Source organism: Devosia sediminis (assembly GCF_016411825.1).
Taxonomy (GTDB): domain Bacteria; phylum Pseudomonadota; class Alphaproteobacteria; order Rhizobiales; family Devosiaceae; genus Devosia; species Devosia sediminis.
This window is the reverse complement of sequence record NZ_JAEKMH010000002.1, coordinates 438,496-463,537: the sequence shown is the minus strand read 5'-3', so window position 1 is coordinate 463,537 and position 25,042 is coordinate 438,496. Positions and strand designations below refer to the sequence as shown.

The window sequence follows — 25,042 nt, the reverse complement described above, 5'->3', positions numbered from 1 at the left end:
ATCTTGGTCATGGCTTCTTCGCAAATCGGGATAACAGAGCCTGCGCTGCAGGATGGGAGGCATCGGTTTCGAACTGGGCGGCACTGTCCGCATCCATCGCCACATGCTGGCGGAAGCGCTGGTAGAACCTCTTGGTGGACTGGACGGCATGGGCCGGAAGGGCGGCGATGGTTTCGGCAAGCGCCAAAGCTTCGCGCAATGCAGCGCCAGGTGCGCAGACATGATCCGCGAGGCCAATATGGTGTGCCTGCGTGCCGTCGCAGGGCGAAGCCCCGAGCGTCAGCCCCAGGGCCCGCTGCGGGCCGACCCGCCCTACCAAGGCCCCCAGCCCCCAGGGAGGCAGCCAGCCATTGCGAACCTCCGGCATGTTCCAGCGCACATCATCGGCCGTGACGACGAGATCGCAGCTCGCCGCCAGGATCATGCCGCCGCCCAGCGCATAGCCTTCGACGGCCGCAATGACCGGCACATTCACCGCACTGAAACCGGCGGCGATATCGCCGGTCCGACGCTCATGATCCCGCATTTCTGCGGGCGACATACCGGCCAGCTCCTTGAGATCACTGCCCGCGCAGAAAGCGGGCTCAGCGCCCGTCAGGACGACAGCGCCGAAGCCATCGTCAGCCGCGGACTGTATCGCCCGGTCGAGTTCGACCATGGTTTGCGTACCGAGCGCGTTGCGGCGCTCCGGTCGCATGATCGTCAAAAGACGGACCCGCCCCAAAGCTTCTATGCCGACATGTGCGGTGGTGCTCATGCGTCCAGCCTCGCGCCGTCGCGATTAAGGACATCCCGGAGTTCCCGGCCGCTGATGTCGCGCGGCGCAATATTGTCACGCACGGCGATCGAGGCTGCATGCCCCACGGCATGTCCATAGGAAAAGCATTGAGCCGTGACACGGGCCGAGGCGACCGCTTCGTGCTCGGCCGACAGGCAGCGGCCTGCCACCAGCAGGTTCTCCCCTTGCCGGGGAACGAAGCAGCCATAGGGAATTTCATAGACATCATCGAGCAGCCATTCGACGCGCGGCTTGCTGCCGGAGTGAAGCTCGATCGGCCAGGGCGAGCGGGCAATCCCGTCGGTGAATTTGGTGCCCTGCACAACGTCGTTGTTGCCCAGCTTTTTCACGCCCTCGACCTGTCGCGTCTGGCGCACGCCGACCTGTACCCCGGTATCAATGACAAAGGCCCGTCCGCAGCCGGCGAGGTTTTCCCGGAAGAAGCGGGCATACTCGCGCATTTGCTGGCGGCCTCGGACCTCCGCTTCCGCGAAGTCCTTGTAAAAAAGAGTATTCAGCTCGCGCCCATCGGCGCCGGTAATCCGGGTGCAATTGCACAACAGCTCGCCGGCATGGGTGGTGGCGAAAAGCCAGATCTTGGACCGCGGCAGGGTAAATCGGCCCGATGCGTTCGCATCGGCAATCATGGCGCTCACCTGTGCCGGCATGATGGTGTCCTCGCCATAAACGGCGGTGAACGCTTCAACATCCACCCCACCGAGACGAAAGATCATGGTGGGGTTCTGCACCCTCCCATTATCGCCCACGAAGCTGGGGAGGCCTGCCATTGCAACCACATCGGCATCGCCCGATGCGTCCACGACTATCCTGGCGCGGATATCGAGCGGCCCCTGCTTGCTCCAGGCCTGCACGCCTTCGACGCGATCGCCATCCATGAGAACGCGCGTCGCCACGGTGTGATAAAGCACCTCGACCCCGGCTTCGACGAGCATGGCATCGGCCGTTTCGCGCCACATGATGGGATCATGCACGCGGGTGAGTGTCTTGCCGTAACGCACGGGTCCGGCAAGCCCGCCCGCGCCCTCAAGGCGACGCACGAATTCGTCGGCGAAGCCAAACACCACCTGTTCGGGGCCATTGTTGTTTTCGGTGGCAGAGTAGAGACCGCAGACGGTGCCGGAGAGTCCGGCCACCGCACCACCGCCGCAAAAGCCGTAGCGCTCCAGCACGATGACCTGCAGCCCATTGCGCGCCGCAGTAACGGCGGTCGCGAGGCCAGCGGCGCCGCCACCCACCACCAGCACATCCGCATCGAGGCGGATTACCGGCCGCACATCATGCAGCAGTCCCTGTCCCATCATCTCCCCGCTCACTCATATGCAACTGACATATCAGTAATTGATCAGTTGCCTACCAATTGAATCGCAGATTGTCAAACGCTATCATGTACGCCTGATCCGCAGACGAGGAGCGCCAATGCCGGACGTGCAACAAGGGGATTTGATTTCCGAAACGGCTTACGTTGCGATCCAGAACATGATCGTCACCGGCCAGCTCCGGGGCGGCGCCATGATCTCGGAAAATGAACTGCGCGAGGAACTTGCCTGTGGGCGAACCCCCATCCGGGAAGCATTGCAGCGGCTCAAACTCGAAGGCTTCGTGGAAATCCATCCCCGGCGCGGCGTCTTGGTAACCACTATAGACGTTCGCCAGCAACTCGAACTGCTCGAAGTCCGGCGGCCGCTTGAAATCACCATGGTGCGGCTGGCGGCACAGCGTGCGGATCCGACGCAGCGTCAGCGCATGCGCGAGCTGGCCGACGAACTTGAAACGGCCGTGCGGCAGAATGATCGCGACCGATATTTCGGGATCAACCGCTCCACCCATGAGATCGAGGCGGCGGCAACCAAGAATGCCATGCTGGCGCGGTCGGTCGGACAGGTCCACTCGCTGTCGCGACGCTTCTGGTACTCATTCATCACCGCGTCCGAAGATTTCGCCGATGCCGCGACGTTTCATTGCGCGGTGCTGAGAGGTATTGCCGACGGCGACGCTGACGCTGCGGCGAAAAATGCGGAGCTGCTTCTCGATTACCTCGACAAGGTCACCAGACTGACCATCAACGGCGTCCATCGCGTCATTTGAGGCTGGGAGGCGTGCCCCATGTCGCCACACGGCGGAACGAAGGCACGCGGAGGACGAGAATCCATGAGCAACGCGAATGGCGCGCGAAGCACAAAAGCAAAGGGCCGGTGTTTCCACCGGCCCTTCTTGATTGCGTCGGGTGCGATCAGCGCTTGCGGCCGAAAAGGCCCCAGAGGCCGGTGACGGTCAGGGCGGCGAAGGCCATCTTGAGCGTGTCCCAGACGAGGAAGGGCTGCACGGCCTTGTCAAAGGCCGAGGCGACGACATTGGTCTGGTCGACCCAGGCAGCCTGGCCGGCCATGGCTACGAGCCAGGCAAAGCCGAAGGCATAGAGCACGACGGTTGCCACCAGCATGGCGCCGAACAGGGTGAAGGGGCGGCTCGAAGCGCCGCGGTCGGCGGCGTAGCCGATGATCGCGGCCTGGGCCAGGAAGCCCACGAGGAAACCGCCGGTCGGGCCGACGAGATAGGCCATGCCACCGCCGGCGGCGAAGACCGGCAGGCCAAGGGCGCCTTCGAGGAGGTAGGCGGCAACGGTGGCCACGCCGATGCGCAGGCCGAAGGCGGCCGCAAGGGCGGCAATGGCGAAGCTCTGCAGGGTCACCGGAACCGGCCAGACCGGGACATTGACCTTGGCGGCAGCGGTGATGAGCATGGTGCCGAGCAGCACGATCGCGGCGTTGGTTGCCAGCTTGGCGACACTGCCCTTGGGCTGGAATGCACCGAGCAGCGTGTTGGGCGTGGTCAAAGTCACAGCCATTTCATACCTTCCGTAAGTGATTTGGACCAACCCCCTCCCGGGGCGGTCTGGTCCGGACATCAGTCTATTACGGTTTCGTTACCGCGCGCGCAATGGCCAGCTCTTCTTCCGCACCCCGCTACAGCACTGAGTTTGATCCCGAAACCGGGCTGGCCGTGCCCGTCGACGAGGGCATTGTGCGCGTCACTGCCCCCAATGCATCGGCCTATACCTTCACCGGCACCAATACATTTCTCCTTGGCCATCATCGGCTTGCGCTGGTCGATCCGGGTCCCGTCGATGCCGCGCACGAGGCCGCCCTGATGTCGGCCATTGCCGGACGGCCGGTAACCGCCATCCTGCTCACGCATACCCATCGCGACCACAGCGCAGCGGCAAAGCGGTTCTCGGAGACGCTGGGAGCGCCGCTATGGTTCGGCGGACCGCACCGGCTGTCCCGACCGCTGCGGCGATTCGAAATCAATCCGATCCGCAAATCCTGCGACTGGGACCTCGTGCCGGATCGGATCCTCGCGGATGGCGAAGAGATCGAGGCCGGTGACATGCGCCTTTCGGTGCTTGCCACGCCCGGCCATTGCGCCAATCACCTGGCCTTTGGCGTATTGGGTACGGATGACCTGCTGTCGGGCGACCATGTCATGGGCTGGAATTCCACCCTGGTCTCGGTGCCGGACGGGTCCATGGCCGACTACCTGAGGTCGCTCGACAAGGTCATCGCCCTGCCCTACCGGCGCTACCTGCCGGCTCACGGGGGCGAGATCGCCGATGGGCGCGCCCATGCCAGGGCGCTCAAGAACCACCGCAAGATGCGCAATGCGCAAGTGCTCGAGGCGGTGCGCGGCGGCGCCCGGACGGTGACGGCTGTCGTCGACGGCATCTATCCGCGCCAGCCGATCAAGGTCCGGATGGCGGCGCGGATGACCATGATGGCGCATGTGGAATATCTGGAGGAGCTGGGGCAGTTGCGCGTGAAACACGGGATTTTCGGCACGCGGCTGGCCCTGCCCGGCTGATCGCCGGCGCCGCCGGCCACGTTAGGCTGATGAGACGAAAGGACCTGACATGAACAATCGCTCCCTCGCCATCGCCGCCATCCTCGCGGTCGTCGCCTTCATCGGGCTGTTCGCAGGCTATTTCATCGGCGCGCAAACGGCCCGCAGCCACAATGCGGCGGATACCAGCATCGAGGAAGCCAGCGGCTAGTTCCGCCCGCCATTCGAGCGTCGCTCTCGTGGCCTTCTCAGCTAAAATTGCTCTACTGGAGCAATTTATCGCGCCTCGAAGCCCACCGCACCCTCGCGGCCGGTCTGGCCACGATGGCGCAGCATATGATCGGCCAGCACCAGCGCCATCATGGCTTCGCCCACCGGCACGGCGCGAATGCCGACGCAGGGGTCGTGACGGCCCTTGGTGATGATGTCGGTATCTTCGTTGGCTGTGGTCACGGTCTGGCGCGCCGTCAGGATCGAAGAGGTCGGCTTGACGGCGAAGCGGCAAACGATCGGATCGCCATTGGAAATGCCGCCCAGGATGCCACCCGCATGGTTGGAGAGGAAATAGGGTTTGCCTTCGCCCGCCCGCATCTGGTCGGCATTCTCGACGCCGGTCAGCGCGGCCGCATCGAAGCCGTCGCCGATTTCCACGGCCTTGACCGCATTGATGCTCATCATGGCCGAAGCGAGGTCGGCGCTCAGCTTGCCATAAACCGGCGCGCCCCAGCCGGCCGGCACGCCTTCGGCCACCACCTCGATGACGGCGCCAGCGGAATTGCCATCCTTGCGCAGCCCGTCGAGATAATCAGCCCAGAGTTCGGCGGCCTTGGGATCGGCGCAGAAGAACGGGTTCTGGTCGACCTGGTCCCAGTCGAAATTGGCGTAGTCAATCTTGTGCGGGCCCATCTGGACGAGGCTGGCGCGGATGGTGACGCCCGCAAGCACCTGCCGCGCCACCGCACCGGCCGCAACGCGCGCCGCCGTTTCGCGGGCCGAGGTGCGGCCTCCGCCACGATAGTCGCGGATGCCGTATTTCTGGTCATAGGTGAAATCGGCATGGCCCGGACGATACTTGTCGCGGATGTCGCCATAGTCCTTGGAGCGCTGGTCGGTATTCTCGATCAGCAGCGAAATCGGCGTGCCGGTGGTGCGCGGGCCGTCGGTCCGCTCGTCCTCGAAGACGCCGGAGAGGATTTTCACCTCGTCGGGCTCGCGCCGCTGGGTGGTGAACTTCGATTGACCCGGCTTGCGGCGGTCGAGATCGCCCTGGATCATTTCCGGGGTCAGGGTCAGGCCCGGGGGGCAGCCATCCACCACGACGCCAAGCGCCGGCCCATGGCTTTCGCCCCAGGTGGTAAAGCGGAAAAGATGCCCGAACGTATTGAATGACATGGCGCGGTCCCGGTTATGCGGGCTTTCTAGAGCGTTTGGCGCAAGGCTGGCAACCGCTTTGCGCCGCCCTCAGTCGACGACATCGCCCCAGATATTCTCGGCCGAATGCAGCACCATGCGCCCGCCGGTGAAGTGGGCGATGACGCCCTGTGGCGGATGCCAGTTCATGACGGCCTTGCGCGGGGCGCCTTCTACCAGGTGCCAGAGCACGCGCAGCACGCCGCCATGGGCGACGACGACGGCATGGTGGGTCAGCTCGCGGGCAAAATCGAGCAGGCGCCCGGCCACGTCGTCATAATTCTCGCCGTCCTGCGGACGGAAATTCCAGTAGCTTTCGTCGCGCTCGCCCGGCGCCAGCGCCGCATGTTCGCGGGCGATCTCGGCATGGAGCCGCCCTTCGAACTGGCCGAAGGAGATTTCGATGAGGCGCGGATCGTGGATGACGGGCGGCAGTTCGATATCGAAGGCAGCCCGCATACGGTCCATGGTCTCGCTGGCCCGGCTCAGGGGCGAGGCGAACCAGTTGAGCGAAGCGGGGTCGACGCCGTCGCGCTCAAGCAATTGCCGGAGCAGCACGCCATTGGAATTGGCCTGCAACTGCCCGGTGCGATTGAGCGGGATATCCTTGCTGCCCTGGTAGCGCTGTTCGCGGTTCCAGTCGGTCTCGCCGTGGCGTGCGAAGTAGAAATCCGGCCAGTCAGGGGCAGTCATGGTGTTTTCCGCGCCGGCAGGGCACGGCCTTTGTAAGTCTGGAGTCGTGTCTCTGCTTGTGGCACATGGTGGGAGCGCCGAGCAAGCGCAACGCCTTCAAAGCTCATCTGTTTCGGATGCCCGCCATGACCCTTTCCGCCGCCGACATTTCCGCCGCGCTTGCTGCAATCGCGGGTGGTGACAATGTGGTGAGCGATACCGCCAAGATGGGCGCCTTCCTCAACGAGCCGCGCAAGCGCTTTCACAAGACTGCGGTCGCCGTGGTCACGCCGCCCGATGTCGCGGCGGTGCAGGCGGTGCTGCGCTGGGCCAATGACGCCGGGGTCGGCATCATCCCGCAGGGCGGCAATACTGGCCTTGTCGGGGCGCAGGTGCCGCTCCATGGCACCGAAGTCATCCTCAGCCTCGCCAGGCTCGACCGCATTCGCTCGGTGGACACGGCCGCCGGGGTGATGACTGCCGAGGCCGGCGTCATCCTTGAAAATGCCCATCGTGCCGCCGAAGCCGGCGGCATGATGTTCCCGCTCTGGCTGGCTTCGCAGGGATCGGCGCGCATCGGCGGCGTGCTCTCGTCCAATGCCGGGGGCGTCAATGTGCTGGCCTATGGCAATGCCCGCGAACTGACCATGGGCGTCGAGGCAGTGCTGGCCGATGGACGGCTCTACCAGGGCCTCAATGCCCTCAAAAAGGACAATACCGGCTACGATCTCAAGGACCTGCTGGTGGGCGCGGAAGGCACGCTCGGCATCATCACGGCGGCCAGCCTCAAGCTCTATCCCCTGCCCGAGGACTATGAGACGGCCATCGTCAACATCGCCTCGCCCGAGGCGGCGCTCGATCTTTTCCAGTTGATGCGCCAGCGTGCCGGCTCCCGGCTCAATGCCTTCGAACTCATTCCCTGGATCGGCCTCGACATCCAGATGCGCCACGGTATGCTCGATGCCGACCCGACCGCCAGCGCCTCGCCCTGGTATGCGCTGATCGAATTGACCCGCATGGCGGGCACCGCGGCCGGCGCGTTGCAGGCGGCGCTGGAAGCGGCCTTCGAGGCTGCGCTGATTTCCGATGCGGTGGTCGCCGAGAGCCTCGCCGATCGCACCCGCATGTGGGCCTTTCGCGAGCAGATGAGCGAATGCCAGTCGCGCGAGGGCCCCTCGATCAAGCATGACGTCTCGGTGCCCATTGCCGCCGTGCCGGCTTTGATCACCAGGGGCACCGCGGCCGCCGAAAAACTGGTCCCCGGCATTCGCCCCGTGCCGTTCGGGCATATTGGCGACGGGAATATCCATTTCAATTTCTCGATGCCGGTCGGGGCCGATGCCAAAGCCTTCATGGCCCAATTTGACGAAGTCCTGCATGAGGCCATCTACGAGGTGGTGCTTGATCTAGGCGGTTCGGTCTCGGCCGAACATGGTATCGGCCAGCTCAAAACCGAGCTCCTGCAGCGGGTGAAGGACCCGGTGGCGCTGGAAATGATGCGAGCCATCAAGCTGGCGCTCGATCCGAACGGAATCCTCAATCCGGGGAAGATGCTCGGCTAGGCCAAGGGCCCCAACAAACATTGACTGTCACCCCGGCGCAGGCAGGGGCCCATCCTGAGACCTCAAGATGGATCCCGGCTCATGACCGGGATGACAGGCGGTGGTTAGCGCTCACCCCGGCGTACTCGCCCCATGTTCCCCAGTCACTCCCCTGTGCCTTCTTGCACGGCGTCTGGCATCGTCCCATCTCTGCGCCATGCTGCTCAAAGACATCCAGTTTCTCGACGACGCCACGCGTCCGCCCATTCCCGCGCTGCCCGGCCTTACCGAGGCACAGAAGCATCCGGGTGAACACCTCAAGCAGATCCACGATCACCTGCGCGAAAACATGCAGGTGCTCGGACGGCTGATCGAGCGCGCCTCCAAGGGCGAAGCCAGTGCCGAGGAGGTCAAGGCGGAGACGGCGGACCTCGTCATGGTCACCAACTATCGCCGCTTCGGCACGCTGTGCGGGCAATATTGCCAGTTCGTCCACGGTCACCATTCCATTGAGGACCGGGCGCTGTTCCCCTCGATCGCCGCGCAGGGGCCGGCCTTCAAGGCCATTGCCGATCGGCTGCAGGCCGAGCATGTGGTGGTGCACACCCTGCTCGAACGGCTCATCGACGCCTTGATCAAGCTCGCTGACGAGCCCGGCGCAGGCCATTTCGACGATGCCGTGACCGTCTATCGCGCCCTCGAAAAGGTGCTGCTCAGCCACCTCAATTATGAGGAAGATGCCATCGGCGACGCACTGGGTTACTTCGAGATCATGTAGGCGCCGCGCGTCGGAAAGCGTCATCTTGTCGGAACCTGTGTCGGCGCAGGTCGTTTGTGGTCCAGGGTATCAACCCATAGGAGACACAGATGACCAAGTTCCAGCTTGCCGCTTCCGTGGCGGCCCTGAGCCTCAGCCTCGCCGCTCCGGCCTTCGCCCAGAGCTACACGCTCAACGGTACCGACGTGCCAGAAGACCAGGTCGCCAATATCCAGGCCCATTGCGACGCGCTGTTCGCCGCAGAACCCGTTGACGACTCGGCCAGCGACGACTCGACTTCCGACGATTCTGATCCGGGCTTCTCGGATGAAGACAGTGCCGAGAGCGAAACGCCGGTTGATTTCGCCACGCTCGACCTGACCACGGTCGACATCGAAGCCTGCCGTGCCGGTGGTTTCGTCGTCAGCGCTGAAGGCGGTGCGACCGATGCGACGAGCCCGGCCGAGACTTCGCCCCAGGGTGACGATGCCGGCGCGACCGTCAACGCCCCCACGACCACCAAGTAACTTGCCGCTTGCATCCGCTCCTTTGGGGCGGATGCAGCCTCTTTCTCAGAACAGGTCCATCTCAGAACAGGTCCATTTGCCCGCCGCCACCGGCGGCTTTTTTTGCCCTGGGCCTGGGCCGTTCAGCCTCCACCATTTCCAGCGATACCGGCTCGATCAGGCCCGGATCGTCGTCGCGCGCCGAATTGACCCGCGTCGAGACCGGATGGAATTTCAGCACACCGTCCTCGAGCGGTAGCGCCATCTGCACCGCTTCCTGCGCGCGCACCTCACGGACATTCAGCCAGGTATCCTGCTGGTCCGCGTCGAGCATGATTGCCGGCATGCGGTCGTGGATCACCGAGAGCTGCGGATTGGCGGCAACGGTGATGGTGGCGACGGAGTCGACTTCCTCTCCATTGGGCCCGATCCAGGTGGAATACAGCCCCGCCAGCGCCATGGGCTGGCCATCGGCGCGCGTGATGTAATAGGGCTGCTTCTTCTTGTCCGGGCCGGTATGCCATTCGTAATAGCCGCTGGCCGGCACGATGCAGCGGCCGTGCTTCACCCGGTCGCGGAAGGCGGGCTTTTCGGCCATGCTCTCGGCCCGGGCATTGACCAGCAACGGAAACTCGCGCGGATCCTTGACCCAGCCGGGCACGAAACCCCAACGCGCGAAATGCGGCTCGCGACGGCCTTCCGCTTCCCAGATGGCGACGATGGGCTGGGTGGGCGCAATATTGAAGCGCGGCACCATGTCGATGCTCTTGAGCAGCTTGAACAGCTCCACCATCATTTCCGGCGGCAGGGTCGAGGCGTAGCGACCACACATGGCGTGTCTCCTTTACCCAAGAGAGGTAGTCTCTCGGGATACGAATCGCAAACCGCCCGATTGCCCCCGATATGACCGACCTCCCCAATGCCGCCAGCGTCGGCATCGTCAAGCATGGCAAGATCCTGCTGATCAAGCGCGCCCTGGCGCCTTACCAGAACCTCTGGACCTTTCCGGGCGGCCGGCTGGAGGCGAATGAAACCATCGAGCAATGCGCCATCCGCGAAGTGCAGGAGGAACTGGGCCTCACCATCCGCAATCCCAGGCACGCCATGACGCAGTCGCTCGGCCGCGACGGCACCTATCGGCTCGCCGTCTTTACCACCACCGACTATGTCGGCCAGGTCCGGCCATCCGACGAGGTGGTCGACTACAAATGGGCCGACCCGGGCATGCTGCTGGCCCTGCGCACCACCTCCCGTCTCGACGATGTCATCAGAGAATGTTTCCGCGTCCTGGGACAAAGCTGGTAGAAGGCGGCAATGAACGCGTTGAACTCATCCCTTCCGGTGTGTGGCCTCACCCCACCCTCAGTCCCTCCCCATCGAGGGGAGGGAGGCGCAAGGGCGCGGCGCCAGAGTTCATCGTCTACCTCCCCCTTGTGGGGAGGGATCAAGGGTGGGGGCCTTCTTGCATTTCTCACCCTCCTCCTCGCCACCCCCGCCTTCGCCATCGACCCGCCGTACCAACGTCAGATGGAGCGCTTGTCGGAAATCATGGGCAGCCTTTATTTCCTGCAGCCGCTCTGCAATGCCGGTGACGAGGACTGGCGCGCCCAGGCGGCTGAACTCATCGAACTGGACGAGCCGGACGAGGATCGCCGGCAGCGTCTCGCCGGCGCGTTCAACACGGGCTACACGGCCTTTTCGCGTTTTCATCGCCAATGCACACCAGCTTCCGAGGAAGCGCTGAAGCGCCTCCTTACCGAAGCACAGCGGCTGGCCCGCGATATCCATACGCGATTTGCCGAATAGACGGGGCCGGTCACTTGGTGCAATTGCCTACCCGCCGTTAACCTTCGGCTTACTTCCTGCACGCGAGGCCCATCGGGTCGTGATATGCCCGGACCCATGAGCACGCCCAAAACTATCTTTTCGCCCGCTTCCGGCACAGGTCCGTTCGACCCTGCCCAATCGGAGCGTCAGCTCGCGCTCGAATATCTGGCGGAAGCCTGGAACAGCGCGGAAGAAGATGGGCTGGAGCCGGCTTCGCTCGCCCATGCCTCGCTGTTCGCCGCCCTTGCCACCTTTGTGAAGATGCATGGCGACGAGGCCGCCGCCGACCTCATCGAGCAATTGCCCGAGCGCATCCGCAACGGCGAATACAATCTCGAGCGCATCCTGCAATAAGTCACCAGGCCCTTGCGGGCCCAGTGATTGTCGCTGCCGTCACCGCTTGGCGTCGGCGCCCATGCTGGCCAGCGACGCAAACCGCAGGGTCAGCGGCTCGATATTCTCGTCGAGCCACTCTGCCATGGCGATTTCCTCCTCTAGATTGGTTTCGAGCAGCGCGATGGCCTCCTCGTCGCCGGCTTCGTCGGCAAGAGCCAGCAGCGACTTGTAGGCGGCGATTTCGAAGTTCTCGAAGGCATAGTTGGCAAAGCTGTTCTTGACGATTTCGTCCGGCGCGATGGTGTGGCCCAGCGCGGCCATGGTTCCGGCAATGCTCATCGCCGTATCCTTGAGCCCCGAGCGGTCCGTGCCGGCGCGGTCCAGCAACTGGTCCAGACGCTCGATCTGGCCCTCGGTCTCGGCAATGTGCTGGCTGAGCCGCTCGGCCACGTCAGGGTAGCTTTCGATGCGCTGCAATTGCGGCTTCATGATCGCCAGCGCCTGGTTCTCCATGGCATGGGCATTCTTGAGGCCAGTGATGTAAATGTCCCTTGCGGTCGTCATGGCTGTCTCCTGTTTTAGAGACCGGCCAACGTCAGCATCGGCAGAATGCTCCATCACGATTCCTCTGGTCGGACGACCTCGGGACTTGCTCTCTTGCCCTCATGATCCGATGATCCCCGCGAGGAGACCCATCATGCGCCGTCCCGCCCTCCTGTTGATGCTGACTGTTCTCGCAGCGCCCGTCCAAGCGCAGGACGAAGCATTCGATCCCTACGCCAATGTCGCCATCAGCGATGATTTCTCCGCCCTGCCCAAGCCGGTCAAAGCCATGCGCGACAAGCTGATCGCGGCAACCCGGACCGGCGACATCGAAAGCCTGCGGCCGATCATGGAGGCCCAGGAGTTCCCGCCAACGGTCAGCTATGGCGGCCCGGACGATCCTGTGGCCTATCTGCGCGAGCAGAATGACGACCCCGCGGGTCGGCCGACCTTGGCCCTGCTGCGCAACCTCCTCGAAATGCCCTATGCGATCCTGCCCTCTGAAGATGGCAATGACAGCTATGTATGGCCCTATCTGGCCGTGGTGGACCTTGCGGCGTTGACGCCGGAACAGACCGTCGATGCCTACCGTCTCGTCACCGAGGCGGAGTTCGACGACATGGGCGCCTTTGGCGGCTGGTTCTGGTGGCGCGTCTACATCGCCGAGGACGGCGAATGGACGGCGTTCGTCGCCGGGGACTGAAACGCGGGCCCGTAGACTGGCAGACGATCTTCGATGGAGCGGGGCCTGCGCCCCGGCGGCGCGTTACACGGATATCGGCCCGGACCACGGAGGAAACGATGTTCGGCTTCGAGGACAAGCGACCCGCTGCAGTCGAGCAAGCCGGCCTCTATATCGGATCCATGTTCTTCGGCTTTGAGGAAAAACTGGGTGGTCCCCTGCCCCGGCAGGTCTTCACCGACCCCTATGTCGTGGGTTTCCTGGAAGTGCTAACCACTCACGCGGTTGCCGTCGTCTACATGTCTGGCATGCCGGACCAGGACACCGTCGTGGACATCATGGCCGAGGCCCTGGATCGGGCATGGCCGGGGGCCGGTTCTGCCGCCCGCATGCGCCTCGTCGAGGCGAGCAATTCCGTGAGCCCCTTTCACGCCGAGTATCGTCGCGGTCGCCATGACGGGTCGGAACACGTCCGCAGGCTGCTCACCACGTACGAGAACATGGGCGACGAGCGCCATAAGGCGTTTCGCGACCATGTTGCGCAAACCCATCTGCGCCTGGACGACCGGACCGCCAAGTAGCGGCCAAATCACATAAAACGCATGTCATTTGCTCGCGCATTATGCGTTTAACTGCGGTTTTTCGCGCTATATCTGCATTTTCTGGTGACAAGCTAAAAATAATGCGCAATCTTCCATACAAGACAGGGTGACCAGAGCCTCCGGAGAATGAGGCGGGGCGCCGTGCCTTTGGACATCGCCCTGAGGAGGAAATGATGGGTCGGTCAATCAATCGCAGAACACTGCTGCAACTGGGTGGGGCCGCCGCGGCCATGACCGCCCTGCCCGCCTGGGCGCAGGAACAGCGCCAGATCAGCATGATGTGGTGGGGCGGTCAGAACCGCATGGAGCGCACGCTCAAGGCCATCGACGAATTCGTGGCCACGCAGCCGGGCCTCGATGTCCAGGCGGAGTCGCTGGGCTCGACGGCCGACTATTTCGTCAGCCTCACCACCAAGATCGCCGGTGGCGGCGCGCCCGACATCATGCAGCTGGGTTACAGCCAGATTGCCGAATATGCCCAGCGCGGCGTACTCGAGCCGCTCGACGACTATGTCGGCAACGAGCTCGACATCAGCGACTGGCCGGCCTCGTCGGTCGATTCCCTGCGCGTCGATGGCAAGCTCTACGGCATCAACCTCGGCAACAACACGACCACCATGTACTATGACAAGGATGCCTACGCGGCCGCCGGCTTCGCAGACATCGCGATCGACTCGACCTGGGACCAGTGGTTCGACATGGCCGAGGCCGTGACCAAGGCCGGCGACGGCAGCTTCTTCGGCATGAGCGATGGCAGCGGCAATGCGCTGGTCTTCGAAAACTATGTCCGCCAGAAGGGCTTCCAGCTCTATGACGGCCAGGCCGTCGGGGTTGGTCAGGAAGTCGTCACCGAATGGTTCGACATGTGGGCCGCGGCGCGCGAGCGCGGCGCCATTCCACCGGCCGACGTGGCCGCCCTCGACATCGAATCCATTGCCGAGAACCTGCTCATCCAGGGTCGTGCCGGCACCAATTTCGGCCATTCCAACCAGGTCGTGGCGCTGCAGAGCGCGACCCCCAAGCCGCTCGGCATGGCCATGTATCCGCAGGGCGCCGGCGATACGATGGGCCAGTTCATCCGCCCCTCGCAGCACCTGTCGATCTGGTCTGGTTCGCAGCACAAGTCCGACGCAGTCAGCCTCGCCAATTTCCTGGTCATGAACCCCACCGGGGTGAAGATCCTGGGCGTGGAGCGCGGCGTGCCCTCATCCCCCTCGATGCAGGCGATCCTGGCGCCCGAGCTCGACGACATCACCCGCCAGTCGCTTGATTTCGTGGCCGCCGTGACCCCGGTCGCCACCCCCATCCCGCCACCGCCTCCGCGTGGCGCCTCGGAGGTGGAAACCAAGTTCCGCGAACTCAGCCAGCAGGTCTCGTTCGGACAGATCGACACCACGGAAGCCGGCCGCATCTATGTCGAGGATTCCAACGCCATTCTGGCACGGGCCTGACACCGGCTGGCGGCGACCTCCCCGCCACGTCGACGGAGCCGGCACACTCCCCGTGCCGGCTCCATTTCCGACCAATTGACCGAACGGCCGCACCATGCAGGACATCGCCTTCCCCGAAGCCGGGCCCACACTCTGGGCCCCTCATGAACTGACCCTGCGCGGTCCCGCCAGTGGCAATCCCTTTCTCGACGTCACCCTGTCCGCGACCTTCACCCGGGGTACCCGCTCGATCGAAGTTCCCGGCTTCTACGATGGCGAGGGCATCTACCGCATCCGCTTCCTGCCCGACCAGCAGGGCCCCTGGCAGTGCCGCACGACGAGCAATGCGCCCGGCCTCGATGGCCTTGCCGCCACGCTTGACGTGGGGCCCGCGAAACCAGGCGATCATGGCCCGGTCCGCGTCGCCGACACGTTCGACTTCCGCTACGCTGACGGCACCCGCTATCTCAATATCGGCACCACGGCCTATGCCTGGAACCACCAGGGCGACGCGCTGGAGGAGGAGACCCTTGCAACTCTCGCCGAGGCGCCCTTCACCAAGATCCGCATGTGCGTCTTTCCCAAGCACTATCGCTACAACCAGAACGAGCCGCCGCATTACCCCTTTGCGCTAATCAAGCAGGGCTCCAGCACCTGGCCGGGCAAGGTCGAGGACGCCGGTTGGGAGTTCGATCTCGACCGGCCCAATCCGGCCTATTTCCAGCACCTCGAAAAGCGCATCCGCCAGCTCGGCGACATCGGCGTCGAAGCCGACCTGATCCTCCTGCACCCCTATGACCGCTGGGGCTTTTCGCGCATGTCGGCGGAGCAGGACGACCGCTACCTGCGCTACATCGTGGCGCGCCTCGCCGCCTTCCCCAATGTCTGGTGGTCGATGGCCAATGAATATGACTTCATGGAAAACAAGTCGCTGGCCGACTGGGACCGGATGATCGGCGTCGTCGCCGACGCTGATCCGTTCGGCCACCTGCTCTCCATCCACAATGCCTTCCCGCTCTATGACTGGACCGACAAGCGGCTCACCCATGTCAGCATCCAGCGCCCTGAGACCGAGCATTCGCTGCTTTGGCGCGAGCGCTTCGGCAAGCCGGTCTCGGTCGACGAATGCTGCTACGAGGGCGACATTGCCGAGCAGTGGGGCAATATCAGCGGCCGCGACCTGGTGCATAAGTTCTGGCTGGGCGTGGTCAATGGCGGCCATGTCACCCATGGCGAGACCTACTACAACGACGCCGAAATCCTCTGGTGGGCCAAGGGCGGCAAGTTGATTGGCGACAGCGTCGCGCGCATTGCCTTTCTACGCGAGATCCTCGAGGCAGCGCCGGATGCCGCGCTCGAACCCATGCTGGACAATCGCAATCACCGCATCATGAAATATGGTGCCGACAACGTCACCGGGCCCGAAATGTCCAAGCCCGCCAAGGGCGAGGAGGATTGGCCGAAAATCCGCTTCCCCTATCCCATCGCCCATGTCCCGGGCGAATATTACCTCGCCTATTTCGGCCAGCGGCAGCCGCGCGAAGTGGTCGTGCCCACCCCGCCCGACCAGTTCTACAGCGCCGCCGTGCTCGACACCTGGGACATGACCGAAACGCCGGTTGCGGAGCGTGTCACCCGCGGCGACCTCTTGTTCATCCAGCCCAAGCCGAACCTGGCGCTGGTGCTGCGGCGGGTGGAGGGCTAGCGCCGCGCCACCACCTCGAAGATATGCGACCACTTCTCGTGCCCGGTAGCTGTGGTCCGCATGCCTTCGAACTCGGTCAGGTGGAGAACGGACCAGCCCGACAGCATGGTGTCGAGATCGAGGCGCGACAGCGTCCACAGCCCGTTGGCCGCCCAGGCATCGCGCGGGCCGAAGAAATGACCGGCAAACACACCGCCCGGTTCGACCGCGGCCGCGATCCGGCTCCACAGGGCTGGCGCCTCCGAGGGTGCGCAGAAAGGCAGCGACATCGCCGCATAGACCAGCCGGGCCGGACGCAACGTGGCGTCCTCCATCGTGGCTTGGGTGAGCGTCAGTCTTCCGCGCGCGGCTGGGGGCGTTTTTGCGGCCAAGAGGGCCAGCGCCTCGGCGCTTGAGTCCAGCGCTTCGACCTCCCAGCCTTCGGCCACGAGATGCAGCGTATCCCGGCCCGACCCGCAGCCGATGTCCGTGGCCCGGGCCGGTCCGTTGGCGACCTCAAGCGCCTTGAGCAAAAGCTCCCTGGGGGGCAATTGTGCCGAAGTCTGGTGGTAGGCATGCCAATCGCTCATGCCGCCATCTGTCCCGTCTAGAACTTGAGCGACATCGTCGCCAGCCCGCGATGGGACTGCGTGCCCTGGCCAAACGAGCCGTCATAGCTGGCCGCTACACTGAAATTGTCCGCAAACTCGACGCCGAGCGCCAGCCCGATGCCGAGCTGGTCCTGCGCGCCGGTCGACACCTGCGGCGCAAACGACGCGCCGGCCTGGGCGATTGTCGCCTGCCCGCTACCGGCGGTGTTGATCAACTGCCGTTCGTAGCGCAGCTCCGTCTGTGGCGTGAGAATGAAGCCGCCAAAATCGAACTCGCCGCCGATGCGCAGGCCGATATTGCCGTCGATGCGCGTCACCGCATCGGCGCCCACCTGCAGGTTGAGGATGCCGGCGCCGGTTTCGCCATAGGCGCCTCGATAGGCATTGACGGCATGGAGGCTCGCGACCGGGCCGATGCTCCAGCCCGCGCCGACCTGGCTGCCCACATCGTAGAAGGCTTCGAGCGAACCCGTCACGGCATGCATGGAGGCCGACCCGGTCGCCGTGGTTCCGCCACCGCCGCCAAAACCAATATTGCGCGACAGGTCGATCGTGCCCCAATGATAGCCAAGCGCCCCGCTGAGCGTGAGGTCGCCCAGGCCCTGGCTGCCATAAAGACCGAGATGGGCGGTGCCCAGCCTGGCGCTGCCGTCGGTGACCCGAACGCCGGACGCGCTATACCCGCCGGCCACGCCGAAGACGGTGTTGCTGACCAGATTGGCGTATTCGATCCCTCCGAGCACGCCGCCCATCGATGCGTCGAGGCCACTGGCGGCGCCCTGCCCGGCAACGGACTCCGTCCCGCCCATGCCCTGCACGAAGACGGATAGGCCGGACGGCTCGGCATGAAGGGGCGCCACAGCCTGATCGATGGCCGCTGCGGCCTCGCCACGCCCGGCGCTGACATAGGCGAGCGGCGCTGTGGTCGCCGATGGCTGTGGCCCACCCGACATCCTGCCGCCCAACATGCTGGTGAACATCGACACCGTCTCGATGACGCCAGCTGTCGCGGCCACCCCGTTGGATTTAGCGGAGAGGGTCGACGTGTTCGCCGTCGCCCGCGCCACCAGTTGCACGCTGCTGCCATCGTAGACATCGACAAAATCGATATCGGGAAGGTCGTCGGCAACCGCTGTGAACCGGCCGGTAACGCCGCTGCCGGCCGTCAGGACGGTGTAGCGTCCGCTGCTGGCGCCGCCGGCCGCACCCAGGACATTGATCGTGCCGCCGTCAATCCCGGCCGCCCCGGCGACGCGCAGGAGATCACTGCGATCGCCCTCGATTTCGACATCGAAGAAGGACCCCGGATCGAACTGGACATCGCCCAGGACCGTCAGCGTACCGACCGAATTGCCGGGCGCTACTCGACCGCCCGATTCGATGGTGAAGCCATTCACCGAACCGCCTCCGCCGAGGCGCGCTCCGGCCTCGACGAACATGTAGGAGTCGGTGAGCCGACCATTGATGATCACGCTCCCCGCCTGGACGATGGTTTGGCCGGTATGGGTGCTGATGCCGGTCAGCTCCAGTTGTCCTGCGCCCGCTTTCCACACGGAGCCGCTGCCCGAAATCGATCCGGAATAGCGGGCGTTATCGGAGCGGTCGAAAGTCAGATAGACGTCGTTGTTGATGTCGCCGTGGATCATGCCGCTGGTGCCACCACCGCCAATACGCAGCGAACCGCCGGTAATGCTGGTGCCACCGGTAAAAGTATGCTCGCCGGTGAGCGTCAACACGCCATCCCCGGCCTTGACGACCGCGCCACTGCCGGAGATTGCGCCGGCAAAGCGGACGTCGTCGCTGCGCTCGAATATTAAAGTGCCGTTGTTGACGACATTGCCGGCGATCATTCCGCTCGAACCGCCCTCGCCAAGGCGCAACGTGCCACCGGTAATCGTGGTGCCGCCGGTAAAGGCATGATCGCCCGTCAAGGTCAGAACGCCCGACCCTGATTTGATGAGCGCACCCGCGCCGCTGATGGTGCCGGCGTAACTGCCGTCGTCTGCATGACCATAGCCTGAATTCGGGTTGCCCATGTCGACGGTCGTGCCGGCCGCAACGTATGCGGATAAGGGCAGGGTTCTGTAGGACGCTACGAGGGTACCCGCGTTGACATTCACGCCGTTGGACACCACGTCACCCGGCCCCCAAAGTGTCAGTCGTGCGGTGCCATTCTTGTTCTATACGCCACCGGTGACCTCGTTGGCGCCCGTATCGACGTCAGCGTGCAGTGTCGCGCCATCCGCCACCAGGACGGGGATCAGGCTGCCTTGGCTAGCCAACCGCAGGGTCGAGGTGCCATCGATGTCGAAGCGTTCGGAGTCGAACGTAAATCGGGGGCTGAGCACCATGAGATCGGCGCCGTTCCGAAGCCGGATGGCGCCATAAAACGGCGTGGCACCCCTGACAGAGTCGATCGTGACGACCCCGGTCACCAGCACGCCGCGGTCCTTGTCACCAAAACCGAAGTCGTAGCCGTTCACTTCAGAAGTAAACAGGCCGTCGGTGATTTCCAGAATCCCGTCATTAGCCAGCTGAATGCCGTGATTGCCCCAGACGTCGCCCGACGCCGCCAATGTCCCCCCGATGACGACGACCTCACGATCAAACCGATTGTGTGGGAAGTCCAGTGAACCGGTCAGAAGCAGCCTGCCGGCATCGTATTTGTAGATCCCCTGCGTCAAGGTACCCGAATAGGTTCCGTCGAACCCGGCGGTGAATATTTCGGCAAAGCCGAAGTCATCACTGACTGTCTGGCCCGGCCCCGTGAAGGTGGCGGTGTCGACGCCGATGATGGGACTTTGCGCAGAGGCGCTGTTCATCAGTCCCAGAAGGCATCCGCAAAGCGCAGTACTCGACAGAAAAAGCTTGTACGCAAACACGATAAGCCCCCACCCACGTTTACTTTGCTAGGGCAAAGCAGGGCCGCACGCAATGACAGGTAAGGTTTCGTTAAAACTTGTGATCGACAGGGTTAAACCTGCCGAACCCTATAGCGCCTCCAGGAACCGCATTGGCTGGCCCTTGCTCGGCGTCACCAGTTCGCCCTGCCACATTACGGTATTGCCACGCACGATGGTGCCGACCGGCCAACCGGTGACGGTTACTCCGTCATAAGGCGTCCAGCCGACGCGCGACTTGATCCAGTCATTGGTGATAGTTTCGCGGCGCTTGAGATCGACAATGGTCAGGTCAGCGTCGTAGCCCACGGCGATGCGGCCCTTGTTGGCAATGCCGAACAGCCGGTTGGGGCCATGGCTGGTCATGTCGACGAAGCGCGGCAGGCTGAGCTTTCCATTGTTCACATGGTCCAGCATGGTCGGAACCAGCGTCTGCACGCCGGTCATGCCCGAATGGCTGGCGGGATAGGCATGGTCCTTTTCCTCGCGCGTATGCGGCGCGTGGTCCGAGCCCAGGATATCGGCGACGCCGTTCTCGACACCCTTCCAGATGCCCTCGCGATGCGCCTTGTCGCGCACCGGCGGGTTCATCTGTGCGTAGGTGCCGAGGCGGGTATAGGCCGTCTCGTCCAGCGTCAGGTGATGCGGCGTTACTTCCACCGAGGCCACATCCTTGTGGTCGGCCAGGTAGACGATTTCCTCCTTGGTCGAGATATGCAGCACATGGATGCGCTTGCCGGTCTTGCGGGCAAGGTTGACGAGCCGGGTCGTGCAGCTCATCGCCACTTCGGGCGAGCGCCAGACCGGGTGGCTCGAAGGATCGCCCGGCACGCGCAGGTGCTTGCGTTCCTCCAGCATGTATTCGTCTTCCGAATGGAAGGCGGCGCGGCGGGAGATGGCGCGCAGGATCGCCTCCACGCCGGCATCGTCCTGCACCAGCAGCGAGCCGGTGGACGAGCCCATGAACACTTTTACGCCGGCGCAACCGGGCAGCCTTTCCAGCACGGCCAGCTCGCCGACATTTTCATGCGTGCCGCCGATATAGAAGGCGAAGTCGCAGTGCATGCGGTTGGTGCCGGCGGCGATCTTGGCTTCAAAAGTCTCGCGGGTCGTGGTCAGCGGATTGGTATTGGGCATCTCGAAGACGCCCGTCACCCCGCCCATGACCGCGCCGAGCGAACCCGATTCCAGATCTTCCTTATGCGTCAGCCCCGGCTCGCGGAAATGCACCTGCGTGTCGATGACGCCCGGCAGGATATGGAGACCCTTGCAATCCACCACTTCGGCCGCGCTGCCCTCGATGGTACCGAGCGCAACGATCCGGCCATTCTTGACCGCAATGTCGAAGAGGCCCTCGCCGTCCTGGTTGACCACGGTCGCGTTCTTGAAAATCGTGTCGTACTGCGCCATGTCTGCGGTCTCCGGTGGGGTTTGTCGCACCCGGTTCTAAAAGCGAGCGGGTCCGCCTGTCCATCCCACCTCCGGGTCATCCCGCGAAAGCGGGAAGCTCAGTTTTCTGGAGTGCCTGATGGCCACTGTCCTACGTGCCGACCGCGTCGTCTTCCGTTTCTCCGGTCCGGATGCCCACCGGCTGCTCAATGATGTCATTACCGGCATCATCCCCAGCGGTCCGAACGAGACGGCAAGCCTTTGGGCCCTGCTTTCTCCGCAAGGAAAGATCCTCGCCGAAGGCCTTTCCGGATTTGCCGATGATGCACTCTGGCTCGACGTGCACCAAAGCGTCGCGGATGACTTCTTCAAGCGCATGCGCATGTACCGGCTACGCGCCAAGGTGGAGATCGACGACCTGCGCGACACGCACCGCGTCGGCTTCTCGACCGAAGCGTCCGGCATTGCGCACAAGGATCGCCTCGGCCCGGTCGACCTCGGCTACCGCATCATTGCGCCGGTCGAGGCCACGGCCGACTGGTCGAGCGATGAAACTCCCTATCACCTGGCCCGCATCGCCCAAGGCGTGCTGCACCTGGGCAACGATTTCCCCGCCAACGACACCTTTGCCCACGATATCGGCATGGATCAGTTGGAGGGCATCGACTTCGCCAAGGGCTGTTATGTCGGCCAGGAAGTGGTCAGCCGCATGAAGCATCGCGGCACCGCCCGCCGCCGTCCGGTCATCGTCTCCGGCATCGAGGCACCCGCTGGCAGCGCCGTGGTCGCCAATGGTCGCGAGGCCGGCACCATCGGCCAGGTGGCCGAGGGCAATGCCGTCGCCATTTTGCGGCTCGACCGTATCTCCGATCCGGCTGCCGTAACCGTGGACGGCAAACCTGTGCAGCTCGATCTGCCCGCCTGGGCGACCTATCGGTTCGGAGAAGCGGTCACCGAAGACGCAGAATGACGCGACATTCTCGAATCGGGTCGATCTGCTAGTGTTGGTGCTAACAGTCCGTTAGCAAATTCGAGCGTCATGTCCCGCCCAAGTTCCCGTGCCTGGCAGCGCATGCTGTCGGGTCGCCGCCTCGATATTCTCGATCCATCCCCGGTCGATGTGGAGCTGTCCGACATCGCCCACGGCCTTGCGCGCGTGGCCCGCTGGAACGGCCAAACCATTGGCGACTATCCCTTTTCCGTCGCTCAGCACTCCGTGCTGGTGCTGGAACTCTTCCGCTCCGCCAATCCCGACATGGAGCCCAAGGCGCAGTTGCAGTGCCTGCTCCACGATGCGCCCGAATATGTGGTCGGCGACATCATCTCGCCTTTCAAGGCGGTGATCGGCGGCAGCTACAAGGAGGTGGAAAAAGGTTTGCTGGCGGCCATTTACCTCCGATTCTCACTACCCGCGACCATGCCTTCCGCGGTGAGCAAGCTGGTCAAGAAAGCCGACCAGGAAGCCGCCTTCTTCGAGGCCACGCACCTGGCCGGGTTCGATCCGCCGGAGGCCCGCAAGCTCTTCGGCGTGCCCGGCCAGTCGGCCTTCGACGTCGACGACTTCGAGCGGCTCATCCGACCCTGGCCTACGCAGCAGGCGCATGAGCGATTTATCGAAGCATTTGAAGGCATTAGCGCAACCAGAACTGGTTCCTGACCCGGCCACGCTCGCGTTAACCTTAAGTGAAGATTAACGTTCCCCGCATGGCACTTCATGGTTACTGATCCGTTAAGGCATGTGTGCCGATTTGGAACAGAACGGGATGCCCGCCATGAACCTGCCGACCCGTCATATGCTCCTTGGAATGACCCTGGGCGCCATCTGCGCCACGGCCCTCGCGGCCCTTGGCCCGGGCTACGTTCTTGATGTCATGGCCGACGAAATGCCCGCCGGCTTCGACACTGACAAGCTGGTGAAGTTCGATGGCCGCGACTACGAGGTCGAGTATGCCCCCTGGGTCTTGACCGATCCGGTTTCCAGCGCGACGGTCAAGAAAATCGAAGCAGGCAAGGTCACTTACGTCAGCATCACCACGACTGCCACCGGCACCTATTCCACCGATGGCCTGACCTCAAGGCACGTCCAGTATCCCGGTATCGACGTCACCGAAGTGACGCCGAACCGCGCGAACTGGGTCCGCTACTGGACCAATGGCAACTGGTACACATTTGCCAGCCGGGCCGGCCATTCCATCATCCGTCTCAGCGGCGCGTCGCCCTATTAAGCGCAGCAAAAAGGCCCCCATGATTATCTCATGGAGGCCTGATTGCATGACGGATGGCAGGGCGATCAGCCGAACAGCCAGCCGCGCTTGAACTTGTAGAAAACGTGCAGGCCGACCTGCGTCACCTTGGTCATGCGCGGGGCCCAGGCGGGGCGCACATAAGTGGCGTGGTAGTGCGTCGCATCGCCCACTTCGGTGAGATAGATCTCGCCCTTGGTGATCTTGGCGGCAATGTCCTCGGCCTGTTCCCACGGGCGGCGCTCGGTCACGGTTTCCGGAATGCCGTCACAGGCGAAGGAGAACTGGCAGGCATTGCGCTTGTTCTGGTTCTGGAAGACCACGCCGCAGATCGTATCGGGATAGCGGTGGTCCTTGACGCGGTTGAGCACGACCTGGGCAACGGCCACCTGGCCGCGATAAGTCTCGCCGCGCGCTTCGAAATAGATTGCGGTAGCAAGGCACCAGAGTTCCTTGTCTGAAACGTTCATGGTCTCGCCAGTGGCCATGCCGCCCGTCATCAGATCCTCGGTGGCGGGCGTATTGGCGCGGGCATAGGCGAGCTGTTCTGGGACGCTGACCGGCATGGTCACATCGGTCAGGGTCTCGCCGTCGGCCTTGGGCGCGATGCGGGCAATGGCATCGAGCGCGGAAGCGGCATTGGGATGCACCGCGGCCACGTCCACGCGGGTTTGGGCTTCTTCGGCCTCGGCCGGTGCGGCGGACGCTGGCGCATACATCGAGGCAGTGGACATGCGGGGACCGGTCACGCCGTCAGTCTCGGCCGACTGACCGGGGGCCGTGGGTGCCCCGGCGGGAGCGAGCGAGGCCACCGACATGCGCGGACCCGCGTCAGCCGTTTCATCGGCGCCGGCATCGGCGATACTGGTTTGCGAAAGGGCGGCCGGATCGGCCGGGCCGCGCAGGGCAGCAATCTGCATGCGCGCCTGCTGGAAGCTCTGGGCAATCGCCACGGCATCGGCCGCCGGGCGAACACGATCGGTCTTCTCGGCGCGGTTTGGACCGGTGAAGCTGCTGCTTTCGAAGAGATGATTGACGGAGCCGGTGATGACCGGATCGACGCCGGAATAGGTAAGGCTTGCCTTGGCGACGGCTATGGCGACGGCCTGATCCTGGTTGGGCAGGCCGGCATCGCCGAGATCGAACGAGGCGGGGCCGACGGCAGAGCCGGCCAGGCAGATGTAGGCGACAGGAGCGACGAACGCCATTGCCAACGTCTTGGTGAGGCGTGCGCCTCCGCTAACCGCTCTGACCGGGCGCGCGAGCGCCACTG

At 64.0% G+C, this 25,042-nt stretch carries 28 protein-coding genes; 16 read left to right on the top strand and 12 right to left on the bottom strand.

Translation table 11 applies throughout. The features are described 5' to 3' along the window. Nucleotides 1–7: 7 nt before the first annotated feature. Together JEQ47_RS09580 and JEQ47_RS09575 are read right to left on the bottom strand one after the other, a co-directional pair. Nucleotides 8–757: an enoyl-CoA hydratase/isomerase family protein gene (locus tag JEQ47_RS09580; protein ID WP_198876181.1), complete on the bottom strand. Its 750-nt coding sequence runs from the start codon at nt 755–757 to the stop codon at nt 8–10. After that, the gene (locus tag JEQ47_RS09575; protein ID WP_236020768.1) at nt 754–2,100 is read right to left on the bottom strand and encodes an FAD-dependent oxidoreductase; all 1,347 of its coding nucleotides are present in this window, start codon (nt 2,098–2,100) and stop codon (nt 754–756) included. The genes JEQ47_RS09580 and JEQ47_RS09575 overlap by 4 nt, the downstream gene beginning before the upstream one ends. A gap of 115 nt (nt 2,101–2,215) precedes the next feature. Between JEQ47_RS09575 and JEQ47_RS09570 the strand changes: the two genes are divergently transcribed. Next, nucleotides 2,216–2,884, top strand: coding sequence for a GntR family transcriptional regulator (locus JEQ47_RS09570; protein ID WP_198876180.1), 669 nt, complete (start codon nt 2,216–2,218; stop codon nt 2,882–2,884). A 145-nt stretch (nt 2,885–3,029) separates the two neighbouring features. Here JEQ47_RS09570 and JEQ47_RS09565 read toward each other — a convergent pair whose 3' ends face one another. Next, nucleotides 3,030–3,644, bottom strand: a complete 615-nt coding sequence (locus JEQ47_RS09565; RefSeq protein ID WP_198876179.1) for a biotin transporter BioY — start codon at nt 3,642–3,644, stop codon at nt 3,030–3,032. Nucleotides 3,645–3,736: 92 nt separating this feature from the next. On the opposite strand from JEQ47_RS09565, the gene JEQ47_RS09560 reads away from it, so the two are divergent. Together JEQ47_RS09560 and JEQ47_RS09555 are read left to right on the top strand one after the other, a co-directional pair. Then, the gene (locus JEQ47_RS09560) at nt 3,737–4,657 is read left to right on the top strand and encodes an MBL fold metallo-hydrolase (RefSeq protein WP_198876178.1); all 921 of its coding nucleotides are present in this window, start codon (nt 3,737–3,739) and stop codon (nt 4,655–4,657) included. 49 nt (nt 4,658–4,706) lie between these two features. Continuing rightward, nucleotides 4,707–4,847, top strand: coding sequence for a hypothetical protein (locus JEQ47_RS09555; protein ID WP_198876177.1), 141 nt, complete (start codon nt 4,707–4,709; stop codon nt 4,845–4,847). Nucleotides 4,848–4,912: 65 nt separating this feature from the next. On the opposite strand, the gene aroC is transcribed toward JEQ47_RS09555, so the two are convergent. Both aroC and JEQ47_RS09545 read right to left on the bottom strand, forming a co-directional pair. Beyond that, nucleotides 4,913–6,028, bottom strand: coding sequence for a chorismate synthase (gene aroC, locus JEQ47_RS09550; RefSeq protein WP_198876176.1), 1,116 nt, complete (start codon nt 6,026–6,028; stop codon nt 4,913–4,915). A gap of 69 nt (nt 6,029–6,097) precedes the next feature. Next, a complete protein-coding gene (locus JEQ47_RS09545) occupies nt 6,098–6,739 on the bottom strand; it encodes a histidine phosphatase family protein (RefSeq protein WP_198876175.1) in 642 nt (213 codons plus the stop codon). Nucleotides 6,740–6,864: 125 nt separating this feature from the next. Between JEQ47_RS09545 and JEQ47_RS09540 the strand changes: the two genes are divergently transcribed. From JEQ47_RS09540 to JEQ47_RS09530, 3 genes are all read left to right on the top strand, one after another. Continuing rightward, a complete protein-coding gene (locus JEQ47_RS09540; RefSeq protein ID WP_236020767.1) occupies nt 6,865–8,280 on the top strand; it encodes an FAD-binding oxidoreductase in 1,416 nt (471 codons plus the stop codon). Between the two features lie 196 nt (nt 8,281–8,476). Next, nucleotides 8,477–9,037, top strand: a complete 561-nt coding sequence (locus JEQ47_RS09535) for a hemerythrin domain-containing protein (RefSeq protein WP_198876173.1) — start codon at nt 8,477–8,479, stop codon at nt 9,035–9,037. 89 nt (nt 9,038–9,126) lie between these two features. Next, nucleotides 9,127–9,543 (top strand): hypothetical protein, encoded by a 417-nt coding sequence (locus JEQ47_RS09530; RefSeq protein WP_198876172.1) that lies wholly within the window; start codon nt 9,127–9,129, stop codon nt 9,541–9,543. 61 nt (nt 9,544–9,604) lie between these two features. Here JEQ47_RS09530 and JEQ47_RS09525 read toward each other — a convergent pair whose 3' ends face one another. Further along, complete coding sequence (locus JEQ47_RS09525; protein WP_198876171.1) at nt 9,605–10,354, bottom strand: SOS response-associated peptidase; 750 nt, start codon at nt 10,352–10,354, stop codon at nt 9,605–9,607. Nucleotides 10,355–10,425: 71 nt separating this feature from the next. Here JEQ47_RS09525 and JEQ47_RS09520 point away from each other — a divergent pair, with 71 nt between their 5' ends. The 3 genes from JEQ47_RS09520 to JEQ47_RS09510 all read left to right on the top strand — a co-directional run bounded on the left by JEQ47_RS09520 (nt 10,426) and on the right by JEQ47_RS09510 (nt 11,703). Then, the gene (locus JEQ47_RS09520; RefSeq protein WP_198876170.1) at nt 10,426–10,827 is read left to right on the top strand and encodes an NUDIX hydrolase; all 402 of its coding nucleotides are present in this window, start codon (nt 10,426–10,428) and stop codon (nt 10,825–10,827) included. A 9-nt stretch (nt 10,828–10,836) separates the two neighbouring features. Further along, on the top strand, nt 10,837–11,328 hold the full coding sequence (locus JEQ47_RS20940) for a TIGR02301 family protein (RefSeq protein ID WP_268905728.1): 492 nt from the start codon (nt 10,837–10,839) through the stop codon (nt 11,326–11,328). Between the two features lie 96 nt (nt 11,329–11,424). Beyond that, nucleotides 11,425–11,703: a hypothetical protein gene (locus tag JEQ47_RS09510; RefSeq protein WP_198876168.1), complete on the top strand. Its 279-nt coding sequence runs from the start codon at nt 11,425–11,427 to the stop codon at nt 11,701–11,703. 39 nt (nt 11,704–11,742) lie between these two features. Here JEQ47_RS09510 and JEQ47_RS09505 read toward each other — a convergent pair whose 3' ends face one another. Continuing rightward, nucleotides 11,743–12,249: a ferritin-like domain-containing protein gene (locus JEQ47_RS09505; RefSeq protein ID WP_198876167.1), complete on the bottom strand. Its 507-nt coding sequence runs from the start codon at nt 12,247–12,249 to the stop codon at nt 11,743–11,745. A 133-nt stretch (nt 12,250–12,382) separates the two neighbouring features. Here JEQ47_RS09505 and JEQ47_RS09500 point away from each other — a divergent pair, with 133 nt between their 5' ends. The 4 genes from JEQ47_RS09500 (at nt 12,383) to JEQ47_RS09485 (ending at nt 16,647) form a co-directional block, all read left to right on the top strand. Next, entirely contained in the window at nt 12,383–12,931 is a 549-nt protein-coding gene (locus tag JEQ47_RS09500) for a hypothetical protein (RefSeq protein ID WP_198876166.1), read from the top strand. A 98-nt stretch (nt 12,932–13,029) separates the two neighbouring features. Further along, nucleotides 13,030–13,491, top strand: coding sequence for a hypothetical protein (locus JEQ47_RS09495; RefSeq protein WP_198876165.1), 462 nt, complete (start codon nt 13,030–13,032; stop codon nt 13,489–13,491). Nucleotides 13,492–13,685: 194 nt separating this feature from the next. Beyond that, nucleotides 13,686–14,963: an ABC transporter substrate-binding protein gene (locus JEQ47_RS09490; RefSeq protein ID WP_198876164.1), complete on the top strand. Its 1,278-nt coding sequence runs from the start codon at nt 13,686–13,688 to the stop codon at nt 14,961–14,963. A gap of 94 nt (nt 14,964–15,057) precedes the next feature. After that, on the top strand, nt 15,058–16,647 hold the full coding sequence (locus tag JEQ47_RS09485) for a DUF5060 domain-containing protein (protein WP_198876163.1): 1,590 nt from the start codon (nt 15,058–15,060) through the stop codon (nt 16,645–16,647). On the opposite strand, the gene JEQ47_RS09480 is transcribed toward JEQ47_RS09485, so the two are convergent. The 4 genes from JEQ47_RS09480 to JEQ47_RS09465 all read right to left on the bottom strand — a co-directional run bounded on the left by JEQ47_RS09480 (nt 16,644) and on the right by JEQ47_RS09465 (nt 21,547). Beyond that, entirely contained in the window at nt 16,644–17,216 is a 573-nt protein-coding gene (locus tag JEQ47_RS09480) for a class I SAM-dependent methyltransferase (RefSeq protein WP_198876162.1), read from the bottom strand. The two genes, JEQ47_RS09485 and JEQ47_RS09480, sit on opposite strands and share 4 nt — an antisense overlap. A gap of 17 nt (nt 17,217–17,233) precedes the next feature. Further along, nucleotides 17,234–19,273 (bottom strand): autotransporter family protein, encoded by a 2,040-nt coding sequence (locus tag JEQ47_RS09475; protein WP_198876161.1) that lies wholly within the window; start codon nt 19,271–19,273, stop codon nt 17,234–17,236. Nucleotides 19,274–19,417: 144 nt separating this feature from the next. Next, nucleotides 19,418–20,119 carry a hypothetical protein gene (locus JEQ47_RS09470; protein ID WP_198876160.1) on the bottom strand — a complete coding sequence of 234 codons (702 nt, stop codon included), beginning with the start codon at nt 20,117–20,119 and terminating at the stop codon, nt 19,418–19,420. Between the two features lie 108 nt (nt 20,120–20,227). Then, the gene (locus tag JEQ47_RS09465; RefSeq protein WP_198876159.1) at nt 20,228–21,547 is read right to left on the bottom strand and encodes a dihydroorotase; all 1,320 of its coding nucleotides are present in this window, start codon (nt 21,545–21,547) and stop codon (nt 20,228–20,230) included. Between the two features lie 118 nt (nt 21,548–21,665). Here JEQ47_RS09465 and ygfZ point away from each other — a divergent pair, with 118 nt between their 5' ends. The 3 genes from ygfZ to JEQ47_RS09450 all read left to right on the top strand — a co-directional run bounded on the left by ygfZ (nt 21,666) and on the right by JEQ47_RS09450 (nt 23,751). Then, the gene (ygfZ, locus tag JEQ47_RS09460; RefSeq protein ID WP_198876158.1) at nt 21,666–22,496 is read left to right on the top strand and encodes a CAF17-like 4Fe-4S cluster assembly/insertion protein YgfZ; all 831 of its coding nucleotides are present in this window, start codon (nt 21,666–21,668) and stop codon (nt 22,494–22,496) included. 69 nt (nt 22,497–22,565) lie between these two features. Next, nucleotides 22,566–23,183 carry an HD domain-containing protein gene (locus JEQ47_RS09455; RefSeq protein WP_198876157.1) on the top strand — a complete coding sequence of 206 codons (618 nt, stop codon included), beginning with the start codon at nt 22,566–22,568 and terminating at the stop codon, nt 23,181–23,183. 115 nt (nt 23,184–23,298) lie between these two features. Further along, entirely contained in the window at nt 23,299–23,751 is a 453-nt protein-coding gene (locus tag JEQ47_RS09450; protein ID WP_198876156.1) for a hypothetical protein, read from the top strand. Nucleotides 23,752–23,816: 65 nt separating this feature from the next. Here the strand turns inward: JEQ47_RS09450 and JEQ47_RS09445 are convergent, their stop codons facing one another. Then, nucleotides 23,817–24,977, bottom strand: coding sequence for a cell wall hydrolase (locus JEQ47_RS09445; RefSeq protein ID WP_198876155.1), 1,161 nt, complete (start codon nt 24,975–24,977; stop codon nt 23,817–23,819). Between the last annotated feature and the right edge of the window lie 65 nt (nt 24,978–25,042).